This is a genomic window from Nitrospirota bacterium, from assembly GCA_016214385.1.
Classification (GTDB): domain Bacteria; phylum Nitrospirota; class Thermodesulfovibrionia; order UBA6902; family JACROP01; genus JACROP01.
Window position 1 is genome coordinate 26,986 of record JACROP010000158.1, and the last position, 13,664, is coordinate 40,649.

Consider the following 13,664-nt stretch of genomic DNA (forward strand, 5'->3'; position numbering starts at 1 on the left):
AATTGTAACTCTGTGACCTCTGTGGTTAAATCTCCACTTAAAAATAAGCAAGGGTAATGCCATCTTGAGAATGTAAGATTTTCAAGGACTTATCTTTTAATAAATATCGGGATAAATGCAAAATGCATCGAATAATCTTAGAAGCAGCGACGGAGAGGATTGACAATAAAGATAATTTCTCGGAGTGCATTATGCAATCAATAAATTGCAATCTGCAATGTGCTCCCATCTTTATCACCTTAAAATACCACAGAATAATTTTTGTATGATTTAGTGTAGGGTTTAGGTAAGCTATGTGCTGGAAATAAGAGGGGAAATTGGTTAGAGGAAATATATGTTATAGATGCGGTAAGGATTTAGACAAATGGTATGTTGAAGAAGGAGATTTAGTAATTAGTAGAGAAAAGATGGTCTGTCCCAATTGTGGCTGGGAATTAGAGGGTGCAATGGAATTTCACGAAATTGAAACTGAAGAAGAATCCAACGGCTCCTAATTTTGTGCGAATCTTACCTTAGGTCAAATGTTATATCTCCTGATTTTTCTCCACAGTGTTGTCTTATCTATTCCGAGAAGCTCTGCCGCCCTATTTCTGTCTCCATCTGTCTCTTTCAAAATCCGGAGGATATGTTCTTTCTCTAATTCTTTGAGCGTAGGTATTCTTCTTATATTTTTAGCATCACCTCTCTTAAGGATATAGGCTGGAAGGTCGCTGACTTCTATGGTATCGCCGTCCATAAGGGTTATAGCCCTTTCTATCACATTCTCCAGCTCTCTAATATTCCCTTTCCATTCATATCCCATCAACACTTTCAGAACATCTTCTGTAACCCCTTTTATCTCTTTTCCATAATAGTGATTGAATTTTTTTATAAAGTGGTTAATCAAAAGGGGGATGTCTTCCCTTCTCTCCCTGAGCGGAGGCAATGATATAGTAACGACATTAAGCCTGTGAAACAGGTCTTCCCTGAATCTACCATCTTCAACGAGTCTCTCAATATCCTGATTTGTGGCTGAAATGAATCTCACATCCACTTTTACCTCTACAGTGCCACCTACCCTGAAGAAATTCTTTTCCTGAATCACCCTGAGGAGCCTTACCTGCATCGGTTCACTTATATTTCCAATCTCATCCAGAAATAGCGTCCCTCCATCTGCTGCCTCTATAAGCCCCTTTTTCTGTTCATAAGCGCCGGTGAATGCGCCTTTTTCATGGCCAAAAAGCTCGTTCTCAAGCAGATTATCCGGTATTGCGCCGCAGTTCACTGCAATAAACCTGTTTTTCCTTCTCGGGCCGTTATAATGTATGGCCCTTGCTATAAGTTCCTTTCCTGTGCCACTCTCACCGCAGATTATTACATTTGACCTCGACTGTGATATCTTCTTAACGACTTCAAAAACCTGCATCATCCTGGGATGCTGGCCTATAATGCTTTCGAAGCTGAATCTCTCGGCCAATTCTTCCTTCAGCAACCTGTTTTCATCAAGGAGTATTTTATTTTCTAATGCCCTTTCGACGATGAGCAAAAGCTCATCAGGGTCTATAGGTTTTCTTATATAATCATAGGCACCGAGTTTCATGGCCTCTACTGCACTTTCAACCGTGGAAAAACCCGTGATCATAATTACATGGGTGTCAGGGGATTTCTTTTTGGTCTCTTTCATTATTTTCATGCCGTCAAATTCAGGCATTTTGAGGTCAGTTATCAGCAGGTCATATTTGTCCCTTTCGATCCTCTTGAGTGCCTCTGAGCTGCTTTGTATGATTTCATGTTTGCAGTCGCATTTATTGAGTATCCTCTCGAGGATCGAGCATGTGACAGGGTCGTCATCCACAGCCAGCACCCTCAGATTCTCATACATGACTGCCTCCATCACAGGGAAGTGTAATGATGCACCTTGTCCCCTCGCCTAATTCACTTTCTATGTTTATGCTTCCCATGTGTTTTTGCACAATCCCATAACTGACTGCCAGCCCAAGCCCTGTGCCTTCACCAACATCCTTTGTGGTAAAAAATGGGTCAAAGACCCGCTTTATGTTTTCCTTTGATATTCCAACACCTGTGTCTGAGATTTCCACTTCAACCCTATTGTCGTATGGCCTGGTTATAACTTTTATACTTCCCCCCGTTTCTGTTGCGTGTATAGAATTAAGAATGATATTCGAAAAAACCTGTTGCATCTGTGCCTTATCCACATAAATCATCGGCAGCATTTTTTCATAATCTCTGTAGACTGTCAGTTTCTTATTTTCAATCTTATATTTCAGGCCATGAATCACCTCATCAATAAGACAGTTAATATCTTCCATACTCTTATGCAGTGGGACCTCCCTCGAAAAATTAAGTAGCCCGCTTATTATTCTTTCACATTTCATACCTTCTTTAATTATTGTATCTATGTCTGCCTTTATTGCCTCTGCGTTATTGTTGCCATTATTAATGTCCTGCTCCAGCAGCCTGGATATTGAGATTATGTTGCCTAAGGGATTATTTATCTCATGGGCGACTCCTGCGGCTAACTCACCGATAGAGGCGAGTTTCTCTGCCTGACATGCCCTTGCATCTGCCTCCATCCTTTTCTCAATGTTCTCTTTGAGGGCTGTGCTCATCGAGTTAAAACTCTTTGCCAGTTCTCCTATCTCGTCTCCCGATGATACAGCAATTCTGTGGTCGAGGTTTCCCTCACCTACCTCTTTTACACCTCTCGCTAAAAGACTTATTGGCCTTGTCATCGCCCTTGAAAGCAAAACCGCTGCAATACCTACCATTATAAAGGTTACAAGACTCACTGTTACCATAACCTGTCTTTGTTTTAAAACAGGGCCAAGAACCCTGTCGCCATATGCCATGGTGACAATATACCAGCCCCTCTGCTGTGATTTGTAAGGAGAGTAATAGACATATGCCATGAGGTTTCCTGAAGATGGGGCCTGAATCACACCCCCATCCCGGGTAATCAATTCTGCCCCATCAGGGTAATCTTCGAAAAAGAGCCTGCCTTTATTTGTCTGATTTAAAAAACACAGGCCGGCATCAGGATGTGAGAGATATATTCCATGCCGGTGCGGTTCATGAAGGTTCTTTTCAAATATAAAGGAATAGCCATTATCCTTTGTTATTGTATTATTTATTATCTCTCCAATCCTCTTGCCCCAGATGTTAATAACAATAAATCCGGCCCTTTTGCCATCTCTGTAAAAGATTGGAGTAGAAAGACGTATCATCGGAGGGCAGAACTGATTATTATCAACACCGAGCTCGAAGTTTGACATCCACACCTGCCCTTTCTTCAAAGTCATCAGCTTATCGAAAAATTCCTTTTCATAGAGGGAACCAACTGTAGTGATGGGTATGTAGGGGTGTGGCTTATTTTTCTCTATAATCTTTAATTCTTTTATCTTGACGAGCACCTGCCCTTTTGTATCAACCACCCTTATTGCCTGAATAGCCCCCTTGTGCTCCTGGTATCTCAGGAAAAACCTCTCTAATATCTCCCGTTTTCTGTCAAAATCATCATAGTTTTCAGACCTCAGAGAATAAAGGAGGGCTTTTAGTATCGGCAGTTGAGCCAATGATAGAACCTCGCCCTCCTGGTCTCTCAAGAAGTTGTCCACCTCTTTTGATGAGCGGCTGACTGATTCCATCAATTCCTCCTTCACCTTATTGGTAAGGGCGCGGCTGCTGACTGTATAATTAAGAATAAAAATAGTTGTGGTGGAAACAATTGCTATTCCCAGGAAGACCATAAGGAGCTTCTGCCTTATCTTCAACCTCATAAATCTAACATACACCAGCCTTTGAGAAATTTTCAATTTTCTTAGAGCACATCTAAATTCCACCTCTCCAGTTCTTTTTTAATGGCACTTATATTCCGCTTTTCATCTATGGCCTTGAGCACCTTTCTCCTGTCAGCGGTGCTCCCATAAAGAATACAGCCGGCAATGACATCCTCTTTAATAACCAGTTTCCTGTAAACATGCCTGTCCCTGTCTTTTTGTATGATACACTCACATTTGCCTTCAGCATCAATATCTCCAGCAGCAACAAGGTCAATGTTAGCTATTTTCAGAACATTTGATGAGACAGTGCCATTATATCGGGCATTTCCACCAGCCATATTTATCCCTGCAATTTCCCCCTGCTTTTCTGATGCAGGCCATATACCGTAAAACATACCTCTGTGCTCGATTATATCTCCAGCAGCGTATATATCAGAAATCTCTGTTTCAAGCCTGTCATTCACAGGCAAACCCTTGCCGAGCTTGATTCCGAGCCTCTCGACAAGTCCTGCATTGGGCCTTACACCTGCAGAGATGATTATTAAATCACAATCTATTTTTCTCCCATCCTCAAGGAGAAGTCCTTCAGCTTTATCGCTTCCGAGAATTTCTTTTGATTTTGCTCCGAGATAAAAAGTAAATCCCATCTCCTCCATCTGGGTCTTGAGCATCTCTGCTCCTTCGTAATCCATCTGCCTTGGAAGAAGCCTTGAGGAAAACTCAACCACTGCCACAGGATGCCCTGTCTTTCTCAGGCTATTGCCAGCCTCAAGGCCAAGGACGCCTCCTCCTATGAGGAGAACCTTTTCTGCACTCTTTGCATAATTGCTTATCTCTATTGCATCCTTCAGGGTTCTGAGTGTAAAGACCCCCTTTTTATCAGCGCCAGGGATCAGAGGGACAAAAGATACACCTCCTGTAGCAATAAGGAGTTTTTCATATTTAAGCCTCTGCCTCGGTTGTGACTCGTACCGACCTGCTGCTGTAACAACCTCTTTATTATTCCTATCGACCTCCTGTACAGGAGTCTTGAGAAAAAGACTTATACCATTGCTGTCATACCAGCTCTGCGAATGGATTATCAGACCATTTTCATCGACTTCTCCTGCAAGGTAGTCCATCAGCCTTATCCTGCTGTAGAATGGGTATTGCTCATCGGTGAGAATGCTTATCTCGCCCTCTTTATCAACCTTGCGGATGTTTGCTGCTGCAGTTGTCCCGGCAACACCGTTACCTATAATTACGTATCTCACATATCCTCCATCTAAAAAGACTGCGTTAACCCCTCCGCAATAGGAAAGCCACCGCAAAAATGCATGCTGCAACAATAACAATTGCACCGCCTGGCGCGAGGTCAAAGGCATAGGAGATGAAAAGCCCTAAAAATGTGGACACAACGCCAACAGTCACTGAGATCAAAAGCATCGCATAAAAATTCCTTGTCAAAAGGTGAGCTGTTGCTCCGGGAATTACAAGGAGGGCTGAGACAAGGATGATACCGACTACTTTCATGGAAACTACAATAGTTACTGCCATTGAAAGCATAAAGACGGAGTTGACAAAATTAGTAGATATGCCGCTCACCTTAGCCAGCTCCTCATTGAAGGTTATGAAGAGCAGCTCTTTCAAGATTGCAACCAATTGAAAAAGGACAACAACAGTCATTACAGCCATTATGATAAGTTCTTCCCTGGAGATTGCAAGAATATTGCCGAAAAGATAACCAAACAGGTCAACGTTATATTTTTTAGAAAGTCCGATCAGTAAGATACCGAGGGCCATTGAGGTTGCAAAAAATATTCCGATTAATGTCTCCTCAGGTAATTTCCCCTTTCTGCTCAACATCTCTATTGCCCACGCTACAGTTATAGTGTAAATCGCTGCCATTATAAGGGGATTGACATCTGCAAATACCCCCAGGGCAATTCCTCCAAAGGCCGCATGCGAAATGCCAGCACCCATAAATGATACTTTTTTCAAAACGACAAAGACTGAGATAACACCGCACAGCAAACTTACGAGGATACCGGCAACCATGGCCTTCTGCATAAATGAGTATGATAAAAGTTCAGCTATCACTGTGAGTCACCTTCATCACGGATACCCCTGAGCCTGGCACACTTATCGCACACATCAGTGTGCATAAGGAGGTCTATATTTTTTCCATAGAGCCCTGCAAGGATTTCCTCATTCAGGGCTCCGAGCGGGCTGCCATGATAGTGAAGCGTATGATTCAGACACGCTATCTCATCAACATAAGCTGTAACCGCTCCTATATCATGAGACACCATGATTATTGTAAGGCCGAGTTTTTTCTGAAGGCCCTTGAGCAGGTGATAGAAGTCTTCCTGACCCACAACGTCTATGCCTGTGCTCGGCTCATCGAGGATCAGAATTTTAGGCTCTCCTGAGAGTGCCCTTGCTATGGAAATACGCTGCTGCTCGCCTCCAGAGAGCCTTCCATAAGGTGTACCAGCATGGGCCTCCATCCCCATTATCCTCAGGAGTGTCATTGCCCTCTCCCTGTCGTCTGAGCCGGGCCAGCGAAACATCCCTATTCTCTTATACCTGCCCATAAGCACAACATCTATAGCCCTCGCAGGGAAGTTGCTATCAATCTTAAGGCCCTGCGGGAGATAGCCGAAAATGCTGTCTCTTTTTATAATTTCATCTGGCGTCCTGCCAAAAACCGCAATTGAACCGCTGTCAGGCTTTATCAGTGCAAGGATTACTTTCAGCAGGGTTGTCTTTCCACCGCCATTCGGGCCAACTATACCGAGAAACAATCCAGCATCAAGGCTGAGATTAATGCCTTTAAGGACTTCTCTTCCTCCAAGCCGCACACCGAGATTATTTATCCCTATTGCTTTTGTATCTGTCTTGCCCATTTTTATCTGTGTTTATCATTTCATTGCCTCTTCCATTATAGATAGATTGTATCTCATAAGGGCTATATATGTCTCCCTCCCCTTGAGTCCAGCGCCTCCAATGGGATCAAGAAAAAGTACCTTTGCCCCTGACTCCCTCGCTATTGACTCTGCTATTTTAGGGCTGAACTGTGGCTCAGCGAATATAACATTAGAGCCTGTTTTTTTAACTTCTTTTATAATTTTTGCTATGTGTTTTGGCCCGGGTTCTTTTCCAGGGGTTTCAACTATAACTCCGGCAACCCTGAGGCCATAACGTCTTGCAAAGTAGCCCCAGGCTGAATGAAATGTAACAAACTCTTTTATCCTGAAATTGTTCACCCTCGCTGATATTTCTCTGTCAAGCTGCAGGAGTTTCTCTCTATATAACTTAGAGTTTCTTTGATAAAATTCCGCATTCCGGGGATCAACTCTGATAATGGCCTTCTCTATTTTTAGAACTATGTCAGCAGCAATAACCGGGTCAAGCCATATATGAGGGTCTCCTGATTGAGCTTGTCGAATATCTTCTGCATGTCCTGGTTTTTCATGTCCATTATGTCCTCCGATCTGTTTTATTAATTTTACACCTGATGCCCCTTCTACGACTACAAGCTCTTTTGAGGCTACAGCCTTTACTATTTTATCTGCCCAGAATTCAAGGCCAGCCCCTATTTTTACAAAAATCTTTGTACCAGAAAGTTCCCTCATGTCCCTGGGAGTTGGCTCAAATGTATGTGGACTTGCGCCAGGAGGTAAAAGGACTCTGACATCAACCCTTTCTCCACCCACCTGTTTGACCATATCAGCAAGCGGGAAAATACTCACAGCGACCTTGATTCTCTCTGATGCCGGGGAATTCTGGGGGAGTAAAAAGCAAATGGCCAGTAAAAAAACAGGAAGAAAGCGAAAAAGTCGGTACGACTCGATTCCGGGATTGTTCGGCAATAAGCTTAATTTACATGTATTCACGGATTAAATAATCATACTATTACTCCTTTGCCTTTGCAACATAGTATCATGTAAAATCAGCGAATATGAAGATGGAGCAACCACTTCTGTCCCTCAGGCATAAAAACTTCCGCATATTCTGGTTCGGACAGATCGTCTCCCTCACAGGCACGTGGATGCACTCTGTAGGCCAGGGCTGGCTTGTGCTCAAGCTCACAGATTCCCCCTTCTATCTCGGCCTTGTTGGAACTGCCGGTTCACTGCCAATACTCCTGTTCACACTATTTGGCGGCATTGCTGCTGACAGATTTCCAAAAAGGGATATATTAATTACAACGCAGATATCATCCATGTTCCTGGCCCTGACTCTCGCAATACTCACATCCACCGGGATTGTCAATGTATGGCATGTGTTAATCCTTACAGCCATTCTCGGCACAGTCCATGCCTTTGACGTCCCGACAAGACAGTCTTTTATCATTGAGATGGTCGGAAGGGAAAGCCTCCTCAATGCAATAGCATTGAATTCTGCTGCCTTCAATGGCGCAAGGATAATAGGGCCAGCAATAGCAGGGCTTGCCATCGGCTATTTGAGCCTTGAGGCATGCTTCTATATAAATGCTTTGAGCTTCCTCGCAGTCATCATTGCCCTTGGAAAGATGCGGTTTGACCCTTCGACAAGCTCAGGGCTGAAAGAAAAGACTTCAAAAATAAAAGAAGAAATGGTTGAGGGCCTGAGGTATATTTCTGGCGAATCAAGGATATATGTCCTTATTATCTTTGTTGCAATAATAAGCTTCTTCGGGTTTCCATATATCACTTTTCTGCCTGTCTTCGCGCGCGATATCCTCCAGGTAGGGCCAACAGGCCTCGGTCTTTTGATGAGTTCAGCAGGCGCAGGCGCTTTTATCGGAGCCATGGGCCTTGCCCTGAGAGGCGATGTGCAGAAAAAAGGACTACTCTCTGTATCTGCGGGAATTATTTTTTCCCTGGCCCTTATTGTGTTTTCATTTTCAAAGGTCATGTGGCTTTCCTCAGCAATGCTTGTCCTCACCGGCTGGGGAGCACTAACACATCTTGCAACAGCAAACAGCCTGATACAGCTTGTTGCACCTGACCACCTGAGGGGAAGGGTAATGAGTGCGTATACGCTTTTCTTCCTCGGGATGACGCCGATCGGAAACTTTGTAGTCGGCACTTTAGCGCATTACGTCGGGACAGGGATTGCAATCGCAATCGGAGCAAAACTCTGCCTTTTAGGTACAATACTGCTGATATGGAAAAAACCAGAGATTCTAAAAATTTAGAAACCAATACTCCAATACTCCATCACTCCAATATCTTATATCCTGATTCTCCTGTTCAACTCATTTAGAAGCACCTTTAAGTCCATACCTTTCTCATCCGCCACTTTGACAACGTTCCATGTAAGGGTGTTTTCATCGCCAAACCCGCAACCACAAAGCCCCAGCTCCAGAAGATAATCAGTAAGCTCAGGGAACTCCTTCATTATCTCGTGCACCTTTGTAGAGGCTTCTATTTTGTCCATACTTCTTTCCCCATCCTCTACCTCAGCTTTCTGAAAGACTATAAGACCTCTCTATTTTGCCATACAAAAATTATATCATGCATTGTTTCCGCGCTTCAGAATAGTTATTGATGTCATATTAAACCCCTCCTTGCTCTATTACGACTTTTCCAGGTTTATAATCCTTACTCCTCTCTTCTTATATGCTTCAAAGTGAGAATCTGTAGTATATATCTCAATACACCCTGCATTGATCAGAGAAGATAAAATCAGGGCATCAAGACCCGGAATCTTGAGATCGTGGGCAAGATGTCCAGCCTTCAGGGCTGCCTCTACAGTTAAGGGTACAATCGTAACTGCCTTCTGGATATCTTCAATCATTGATGCCCATTGTTCAAAACTACCTTGCAGTAATTTTTTCTGAAGCTCATACATAACAACTACTGAGGTAACGACCTCTGTTCTTTCATCCCATACCTTCATAGCTATCGGGTCTCTTATTTCAAGAGAGAAGAAAAATCCTGTATCAATTCCTGTTTTCATCCGCCATAGTCCTTTCTTTGTGGAGTTTATCCCATCCTTCTTTTCCACCTAAAGGATGCTTCTCAATAATAAGCCTAAACAGCTTCTCCTTAGCCGACTTCCTTTCTTTAACAGAGAGATAGCTCTCCAATGCCTCACTGATTATTTTAGAGACAGTTACCTTTTCTTTTTTGGCCCTTGATTTAACAGCATTAAGTAATTTTTGATTGAGATAAAATCCAACCCCTGGCATCTTTACTCACCCCCTATGTTTTATATTAATATTAAGAATAGAATATCATATATAATATCATATATGAGAAAAATGTCAAACACAATTTGCTTCAATTCTTGTTTTATTGGAGGTATCTTTCAGACTTGGTCAAAGTGTGCGTCTAAAACGGGGGCAGTTTGCCCCCGTTTCTTTGTTATTCCTTCCCGAGGGCAAATGTCTTGACAGCGTGGTCAAAGACTTTCTTGTCCACCTTACCTTTCTCACCGTGAAGAACGACCATATACTGCTTTCCATCCTTTAGATACTGGGCGGTATGCTTTTCAAACTCCTTTCCGCCATCTTTCCATGTGGTCATGATGTAGTTTCCCTTTTCACCTGCTATTGTGAGAGCGCCCTCTTTGACCACCTTATGGCCTTTACCCTCGTACCTCTTGTTTTCTGCATCGATCCTCCATTTCTTGAAGTCTGCGAGTGTGAATGAGGATGCCTGTACTTTTCTGAGGTATACACCTTCTATGGTAGCGCCACTTTTCGCGTCTTTGAAGAAAATCATAAGAAGCTTCTCATCCAGGTCCTTATACCCTGGCGCCCAGCCGGCCGGAACCTCCATCTCGAATCTGGTGCCTGACAATTTTACTGTCTGGTCTGAGGCCTCAACGGCTGAAACCGCGCCAATCGAAACAACCAGGAACAGAGCCATCACTAACATAAAAAGCCTTAGAATTTGCATCTCGTCCTCCCCGTCAAGTTATGTAGGATGCCCATGGCATCCGATTGAAAGAATTGATGATACGAAAATGATCCTCTTCCCTCACCTCCCTTCGTAGCGTCTTATCCTTGATTGGCAGAATAACTGAGCCTTAGGAGTGTTTTAGGAAAATGCTATCAAACCCTCTGTTTTGTGTCAAGCGTTTTGCTTGCCTATGTTTAATTGGCTGCCTCAGGGATTTCTTATCATCCCTTAACCTCATGTTTCAATCCACGCTCCCGCGCGGGGAGCGACTGTTAAACTATAAATCATTTAAAAATAAACTACTTACCTACAGCTTTTTGCGAACCCTTCAATACACAATTCCAAAAAATTCAGTTGTCAAAGAGCAATATAAAAACTTTCATTATTCCAAAACAACTTTCAATCGCTGCGAATTACATAAACAAACAATGTGAGCTCCCGGTTCGCAACGACAACTTAAACGATCAAAGGTCCTTCCTGATCAATTGGTTCTTTCGCTCCAACGTGCTCGACCCGATGTTTCCAGTTTGATCCGAGATAATAAAATCTCAGGCTGTCCTTCTCAGGATCAATTTCGGAAATCAATCTCTCTTTTAACTTTGTCCACTGTGCAGGATCAACAATGCATTCGAATACAGAATATTGAACCCTCTGCCCGAAATCCTTACATGCGCGTGCCACCCTTCGCAAGCGGCGCGGGCCGGTATCATCTGTGGCAACGTCATAGCTTATTAGCACAAACATTTCAATTCACCTTTTATCTTTCCCCTCTTTGTAAAAGAGGGGTGAGGGGAGATTTTTCAATAACGATTTACCTGAAAATCCCCCATCAGCCCCCTTTTTCAAAGGGGGCAATTTTTAGCACTCCTCACTTCCATATAAACGGAGGATAGTTGTCAATATCTCCACGCAGATAGCGCGCCATCAATAACGCCTGTACATAGGGTAAAAGACCGATTGCAACCTTCTCTTTTAGAAATGGATGTTCTATCTCCTCCTGTTTACGTTTCTGATAGGCTACCAGCACTGTCTTCCTTGTATCATCATCCATCCACACTGCTCCAGACTCTTTCTTTTTGAATCCTTTCCCCTGCACCTGACATAGATTAATCAATGAAAGAGTGAGACGATCAGCAATATACGGCCTGAATTCCTCCATCAGGTCGAGTGCAAGACTATAGCGCCCCGGCCTATCCCTGTGCAAAAAACCAACTGCGGGATCAAGCCCAACAGATTCGAGGGCTGAACGGACATCATGCATTAAGAGTGTATAAATAAACGAAAGCAGACAGTTTACATTATCCAGAGGCGGCCTTCGGTTCCGCTCGTGAAAAGTAAAATCATCCTTCTGCGATGTAATCAGATGATCAAAGACCTCAAAATAGGCGTCTGCCGATTCTCCTTCTATTCCGCGCAAGATATCGAGAGATGATTCAGATTGCAATCTTCTCATTGCATTTGCAAGCTTCTGTGAAGCATCTGAAATCGCATCCGTATCAATTTTTTCAGAATGATCTCTCAATAATCTCTGAAGCACTGTTCGGCAGTTTGCAATCTTTCCGGTCAATACAGCCTTGGCTATCTCAGCGGAAGAATTCATATCATCTGCGCGGCGGTACTGCTCCCGCCTGAGAAGCACATTTCCCGATACAGGCCCCTGGACCTTTGCGAGAAATCCCCCGTTCTCAGTGAGAAAACTGATGGCTACACCATTTTCAGCGCAGAAGCCCATCAAGTAAGGACTGCATGATACCTGCCCAAAGCAGACAATCCCACCGAGTGTGTGAACAGGCAGGCGCATGGATATTTCTCCGTCAACCTTGACGATAACAGTCTCGCCCTCTTTTGAAAGATACGCTCCCTGAGTCGTTACAAAGAGAGTGTTAAGAAGCTTTTTCATTCATGCCTCATCGCATTGACAAGATAGTTACTCGCCTTCCTGTTTACCTTCGGCATACACAGATTCAATAGAGAACATTTCTTGCACTTCTTTGAATATTCGGCCTTTGGAGTAATTCCGGATTCGATCAGCTCATGAACTTTCTTTGCCGCGTCCACCGTCTCCTGCCTCAATTTGGCGTCGAACATAACTTCTTCCCTGCGATGCGTCCGCCCATAAAAAAGCGCACCCTTTTCGATTTCAACATTGAGCATCTCCTCAAGACAGATCGCTTGCGCGCAAAGCTGAACTTTGTCGCAATCATCCATTTTGGGCTTTCCCCGCTTGTATTCCACGGGAAAAGGAATCCACGTCCCATTATCTTTTTTGTGAAACTCCACCACATCCGCCTTGCCGATTAAGCCGAGCCTGAGTGAACGCATCGGCACACCGTAATCAATACGAACCTTACCCCGCACTTCCCTGTTTGCAGTATCAACTTTGTCGTGCATAATCCTGCCTTCGGCGGTAAACAAGTTCTCGCTCCAGAGCTGCTCAATGTGAATTAAGGCGCACTGCCTTTCGCAGAACATAAAGTGCTGTAAGGATGAAAGCTGGATTAAATCATCCTCGGTGTAACTCAAGTTTTCTTCCTCCTATTGCGCACTTGCGAGCGCGCCTGATAAAGTCTTTCAGTGAACCCGCCCTCAGTCAGGAATTGCTGTTCAAGCCTCTGAAGCTGCCGCCTCAAAAGATAACTGGCTTGGTTTATCAGGCAAATAAGAGTGTTCGCCGCAACTTCAGGCGAAACTGTCTTCAGAGAATAGGGGTCAGACCCGTCGGACCTGTCAGACATGTCAGACTGATACTTTTCCCTGATCGCAAGCGCCTCTGGTGAATCCTTAGCCCAAACACGCAAGCCCTTCTGTCGGAGGAATGCCTGAAAGTCCAGCAACAATTCTTCCAGACTCGCCCGGGCCACCCCGGTCAGCTTGAGCTCCATCTTTTTCGAGGTTGCAGACGCCATACTTCCCTCGGCAATGTTCTGCACCCCGCTCCGCGCCGCCTGCACCATCTGATCATGCGTACGCGACCTCTTGTCGATAAACCGGTCGCAAAAGATCACGGTAG

At 44.0% G+C, this 13,664-nt stretch carries 16 protein-coding genes; 2 read left to right on the forward strand and 14 right to left on the reverse strand.

Going from position 1 to position 13,664, the window contains the following annotated elements; translation table 11 throughout:
- Positions 1-317: 317 nt before the first annotated feature.
- Positions 318-494, forward strand: coding sequence for a hypothetical protein (locus HZC12_09830; protein MBI5027003.1), 177 nt, complete (start codon positions 318-320; stop codon positions 492-494).
- Positions 495-517: 23 nt separating this feature from the next.
- On the opposite strand, the gene HZC12_09835 is transcribed toward HZC12_09830, so the two are convergent.
- The 6 genes from HZC12_09835 to HZC12_09860 are packed head-to-tail and all read right to left on the reverse strand — an operon-like array spanning position 518 to position 7,489.
- A complete protein-coding gene (locus HZC12_09835; GenBank protein MBI5027004.1) occupies positions 518-1,861 on the reverse strand; it encodes a sigma-54-dependent Fis family transcriptional regulator in 1,344 nt (447 codons plus the stop codon).
- Positions 1,854-3,776, reverse strand: a complete 1,923-nt coding sequence (locus HZC12_09840; GenBank protein MBI5027005.1) for a sensor histidine kinase — start codon at positions 3,774-3,776, stop codon at positions 1,854-1,856. Before HZC12_09840 ends, HZC12_09835 begins: the two co-directional genes overlap by 8 nt.
- A gap of 41 nt (positions 3,777-3,817) precedes the next feature.
- Positions 3,818-5,143: an NAD(P)/FAD-dependent oxidoreductase gene (locus HZC12_09845; protein ID MBI5027006.1), complete on the reverse strand. Its 1,326-nt coding sequence runs from the start codon at positions 5,141-5,143 to the stop codon at positions 3,818-3,820.
- Entirely contained in the window at positions 5,058-5,858 is an 801-nt protein-coding gene (locus HZC12_09850; protein ID MBI5027007.1) for a metal ABC transporter permease, read from the reverse strand. Before HZC12_09850 ends, HZC12_09845 begins: the two co-directional genes overlap by 86 nt.
- Positions 5,855-6,667: a metal ABC transporter ATP-binding protein gene (locus tag HZC12_09855; GenBank protein MBI5027008.1), complete on the reverse strand. Its 813-nt coding sequence runs from the start codon at positions 6,665-6,667 to the stop codon at positions 5,855-5,857. The genes HZC12_09850 and HZC12_09855 overlap by 4 nt, the downstream gene beginning before the upstream one ends.
- A gap of 15 nt (positions 6,668-6,682) precedes the next feature.
- Positions 6,683-7,489, reverse strand: coding sequence for a zinc ABC transporter substrate-binding protein (locus HZC12_09860; protein ID MBI5027009.1), 807 nt, complete (start codon positions 7,487-7,489; stop codon positions 6,683-6,685).
- Between the two features lie 233 nt (positions 7,490-7,722).
- Here HZC12_09860 and HZC12_09865 point away from each other — a divergent pair, with 233 nt between their 5' ends.
- Positions 7,723-8,943 carry an MFS transporter gene (locus tag HZC12_09865; protein ID MBI5027010.1) on the forward strand — a complete coding sequence of 407 codons (1,221 nt, stop codon included), beginning with the start codon at positions 7,723-7,725 and terminating at the stop codon, positions 8,941-8,943.
- A 35-nt stretch (positions 8,944-8,978) separates the two neighbouring features.
- On the opposite strand, the gene HZC12_09870 is transcribed toward HZC12_09865, so the two are convergent.
- The 8 genes from HZC12_09870 to HZC12_09905 all read right to left on the reverse strand — a co-directional run.
- Positions 8,979-9,185, reverse strand: coding sequence for a hypothetical protein (locus HZC12_09870; GenBank protein ID MBI5027011.1), 207 nt, complete (start codon positions 9,183-9,185; stop codon positions 8,979-8,981).
- Between the two features lie 138 nt (positions 9,186-9,323).
- Positions 9,324-9,707 (reverse strand): PIN domain-containing protein, encoded by a 384-nt coding sequence (locus tag HZC12_09875; GenBank protein MBI5027012.1) that lies wholly within the window; start codon positions 9,705-9,707, stop codon positions 9,324-9,326.
- The gene (locus HZC12_09880; protein MBI5027013.1) at positions 9,691-9,939 is read right to left on the reverse strand and encodes a hypothetical protein; all 249 of its coding nucleotides are present in this window, start codon (positions 9,937-9,939) and stop codon (positions 9,691-9,693) included. The genes HZC12_09875 and HZC12_09880 overlap by 17 nt, the downstream gene beginning before the upstream one ends.
- Before the next feature lie 175 nt (positions 9,940-10,114).
- Positions 10,115-10,651: a hypothetical protein gene (locus HZC12_09885; GenBank protein MBI5027014.1), complete on the reverse strand. Its 537-nt coding sequence runs from the start codon at positions 10,649-10,651 to the stop codon at positions 10,115-10,117.
- 459 nt (positions 10,652-11,110) lie between these two features.
- A complete protein-coding gene (gene cas2, locus HZC12_09890) occupies positions 11,111-11,398 on the reverse strand; it encodes a CRISPR-associated endonuclease Cas2 (protein MBI5027015.1) in 288 nt (95 codons plus the stop codon).
- A 124-nt stretch (positions 11,399-11,522) separates the two neighbouring features.
- A complete protein-coding gene (cas1c, locus tag HZC12_09895) occupies positions 11,523-12,554 on the reverse strand; it encodes a type I-C CRISPR-associated endonuclease Cas1 (GenBank protein MBI5027016.1) in 1,032 nt (343 codons plus the stop codon).
- Positions 12,551-13,177: a CRISPR-associated protein Cas4 gene (cas4, locus tag HZC12_09900; GenBank protein MBI5027017.1), complete on the reverse strand. Its 627-nt coding sequence runs from the start codon at positions 13,175-13,177 to the stop codon at positions 12,551-12,553. Before cas4 ends, cas1c begins: the two co-directional genes overlap by 4 nt.
- The coding region (locus tag HZC12_09905; protein MBI5027018.1) for a four helix bundle protein at positions 13,174-13,664 on the reverse strand (491 nt) is incomplete at its 5' end. The genes HZC12_09905 and cas4, both read right to left, overlap by 4 nt.